This is a genomic window from Bacteroides sp. AM54-2NS (genome assembly GCF_003602935.1).
Lineage (GTDB): Bacteria > Bacteroidota > Bacteroidia > Bacteroidales > Bacteroidaceae > Bacteroides > Bacteroides xylanisolvens.
Map to the genome: position 1 here is coordinate 1 of NZ_QTMZ01000102.1, position 3,101 is coordinate 3,101.

A 3,101-nucleotide genomic window follows, 5' to 3' on the forward strand; every position below is an offset into this window, starting at 1 on the left:
CAGAACTCTACCGCATACATATCCTTAGTACTATCCTCATTAGTAGATAATGAACTAGTTCCCTGCGTACCTGCAACTAGTACCTTATCAGACTTGGCAGGTTGCCTAATCCGTCAGTAATATTAAATACTAGAGCTTTCTTCAAACTATCAATACTAACCCTACTTGCTATTTGTGGATTAATAACTACTACACTATCCTTAAATAGTTGAGGCTGTATCATCTTCCCATTGTTAGCAATAGCATTATAGAAGGTTAGTATTTGAATTGGCGATACGTGTTGGTTATAACCAATACTAGACCATACAAAGGCTGTCTTAGTCCAGTTGTTATCTTTAGGAGTTATAAAGTGTACAGGCTTTAGATTGGCTATTCCTGTGATACTATCTGGCTTACCATAGCTCATATTAGCAAGTAAATCGAAAAAGGTTTGAGGATTATCACCAAATGCTTTCTCCATAGTCTTATAAATGGCAATATTGGAACTAGCTGCCAATCCTTCTTGTACTGTAAGCTCACCATACCCACCTCTATGCCAATTATGGTCTTTAAGTTCTCTGCCTTGAACTTGGTAGATACCATTTCCAGTATCAACCTTATCACTCAACTTCACCTTACCTGTTTCTAAAGCTGCCAATAGTGATATTGGGTGCATCAGACCAGTAGACTGCCATACAGAGAAGTTCTCGCATGATTGGTAGTTCGCACTGTCTTTTCTAGTAAGTCCAACTAAAGCCTTAATTTGCCCTGTCTGAACTTCCATTACTATAACCTGCCCAGATTGGGCATTTATCTCTGATAACTTGCTTCCCAATATGGCAGTAGCATTAGTTTGTAATGTACTATCTATAGTGGAGATAGGTGCTGTTACTTGCTGTCTGGATTGGCAAGATACTCCAATTACTAACGATATACACAATAGTGAACTATTCCTTAAACCTTTCATCATTAATTCCATACTTCTTACATAAGTTTCTTATTTTAGCTTTAATAATAACATCATACTCTTTAACATCATACTGCTTATCTTTGATAGTCAGAGAAGTAATGTTATATTCCTGTATGCGATAAGTGTAGTTTATATAAGCAATCTTTAGCTCCTTAAAGAAGTTCATTCCCTGTGTAGGCGTGAAATTGGCATAAGTTTCATCTTCCAACATCATTAATATCTGTTGCAAGAAGCGTGCACATTGCCTTTGTTCCTTTGCAATGTGCATATCCTTTTTAAATTCATTCCAGAATCCCATAATCAATCATCAGCATAAACTAAACTATCTCCTTGCTCTGTCTTATAGCGTATAGGCTTGGAACCAGAAGCATAAGAATGATATAATGATATAGCTCTTTGAATGTTACTAGAAGTTGAGAAATTAAAGAACGAACCAAATAAGTTCATTACCTCAATTAATGGTCGCAAGTATTCCACTCTATACTCCATATATCCCATACTCCTTAGCTGCCCTCTAACAATACTACAAAGTTCCCTAAGTTCTGGAGGTATTGATTTAACCTTAGCACTTTTAGTCGGATTACAGTTTATTAATTTGTCTGTAGCATTAATAATCGCTGTAGTATCTTTACTGGAAAATTTTATATACATCATAATAATTACATTTATAATCTAATAATGATTTCATTACCTTATATTCCCCATTTAGTTAATTGTTCTGCAATTTCATCCATTCCCGTATCAGTAAGCATCCCCCACATCATAAAGCTGTTGGTTGATATTCCGTCTCCCCAAGCTACTTGTACCGTTGCTAACTTCTGTCTGGTATGTGGCTTGTATGGCTCTTAATTGTATTAAAGTGGGTAGCAATACTATTAAGAGCATATCCAATATCACTTCTATGATTGCTACAATACTCCCTACCTCTTTCTATGGCAATCATCAAGTTCTTCATGTGTGAATTGATTACTATAACCTCTTGTTGAATGGCTTCAATATGCCTTTCTTCATTAGATTTGCCAAATAATCCCATACTCATCTATTTAATTATATCTCATCTTAAAGTGAATCCCTCTTCTTTCAATATATCAAGCGTCTTTAATACAGAAGGAAGTATGCTGCTGCTTCTGCATTGCCATTCACAATAAACCAAGATTCAATAAGTCTTTTAGCGTCTTGCCAAGAATTAGATTTAGCTAGTAACGGATATACAATCGAAGCAAGCTCTCTTGCATCTCCTTCTGCTACAATCGTGTTAAATATTAGCTCTAATGTACTTTCTGTTATTCTCATAATTGTATTTCTTATAATATTGATATTTATATCCAATCTTTATGAGCATAAACTAGTCGGAATAGTTATCATAAAGTTGGCATTATTATTAGCTGAATCTCGTTCTACTATCTAATAATAGAACTGAATAGGTAAATAAGTAGTATGTCTGCTTCTTATAGATATTGATTTATACTTCCCAATTCTCCCCAAGAAAGTAGTTAATCATAGTATTTAAAGTATTAGAGAACTGATAGCATATAATTGACTGCTATAATACTTTATTTTGTTACAATATAATAATTACTTAATCTATTTACCCAAAGATTTTCCGATAAAAATGCCTAATCTCTGGATTTAGTAAAGATTTTAACAGTCTACATACTGTTTGGAAGGTAGGAGCTAGTTGTAAATATGCCTGTTCCATAGTCGATTAATTGTTATATCTAGTTCCCAATAGATATAGTTCTACATACAAATAGGTGCGGGAACTGCCAATGTATATGTCTCCAAGCATCGCCAAACGCTCCAATCACAAATACACAACAGTAACCCGCACCAGACGATATATGAACTATCATTAGATAGGCATATAGCACTAGTGCGGTGTTGTGCACGTTCCTGTGATTGTATAAATTTTGGCGAATTTAGAGACAAGAACTATGCAAAACACCTTTCGTTAATATGTCCTCCTATTTCTAGGATTGGCACAAAGATAATGAAAGGTATTTTATTCTGCAATTAAATGTATCTGTTAAAATGAGAGTTGAGAGCTATTTCTACTCTGAATATCCATAAATTGAGACAGAACTATTCAGAGCATAAATAAGTAAACTCCGATTCATTCTGTCTCAAATCTCAATTATCAGAAGCTAAGACA

The 3,101-nt window shown here is 34.5% G+C and carries 4 protein-coding genes and 1 pseudogene; all 5 read right to left on the minus strand.

From position 1 onward, the window contains the following. Positions 1-949: pseudogene (locus tag DXA05_RS25715) on the minus strand (penicillin-binding transpeptidase domain-containing protein); the annotation flags it as partial. Beyond that, positions 927-1,217: a hypothetical protein gene (locus tag DXA05_RS25720; RefSeq protein ID WP_128859775.1), complete on the minus strand. Its 291-nt coding sequence runs from the start codon at positions 1,215-1,217 to the stop codon at positions 927-929. The gene DXA05_RS25720 and the pseudogene DXA05_RS25715, both read right to left, overlap by 23 nt. A 32-nt stretch (positions 1,218-1,249) precedes the next feature. Beyond that, positions 1,250-1,603, minus strand: a complete 354-nt coding sequence (locus DXA05_RS25725) for a hypothetical protein (RefSeq protein WP_118496807.1) — start codon at positions 1,601-1,603, stop codon at positions 1,250-1,252. A gap of 87 nt (positions 1,604-1,690) precedes the next feature. After that, complete coding sequence (locus tag DXA05_RS26630; RefSeq protein WP_165861570.1) at positions 1,691-1,834, minus strand: hypothetical protein; 144 nt, start codon at positions 1,832-1,834, stop codon at positions 1,691-1,693. Between the two features lie 213 nt (positions 1,835-2,047). Next, the gene (locus DXA05_RS25730; protein WP_128859776.1) at positions 2,048-2,242 is read right to left on the minus strand and encodes a hypothetical protein; all 195 of its coding nucleotides are present in this window, start codon (positions 2,240-2,242) and stop codon (positions 2,048-2,050) included. Positions 2,243-3,101: the final 859 nt, after the last annotated feature.

Bases quoted from the DNA above. Each gene is read 5' to 3' on its own strand.
- DXA05_RS25720 (WP_128859775.1), bottom strand. From the start codon at position 1,217: ATGCACATTGCAAAGGAACAAAGGCAATGTGCACGCTTCTTGCAACAG.
- DXA05_RS25725 (WP_118496807.1), bottom strand. From the start codon at position 1,603: ATGATGTATATAAAATTTTCCAGTAAAGATACTACAGCGATTATTAAT.
- DXA05_RS26630 (WP_165861570.1), bottom strand. From the start codon at position 1,834: ATGCTCTTAATAGTATTGCTACCCACTTTAATACAATTAAGAGCCATA.
- DXA05_RS25730 (WP_128859776.1), bottom strand. From the start codon at position 2,242: ATGAGAATAACAGAAAGTACATTAGAGCTAATATTTAACACGATTGTA.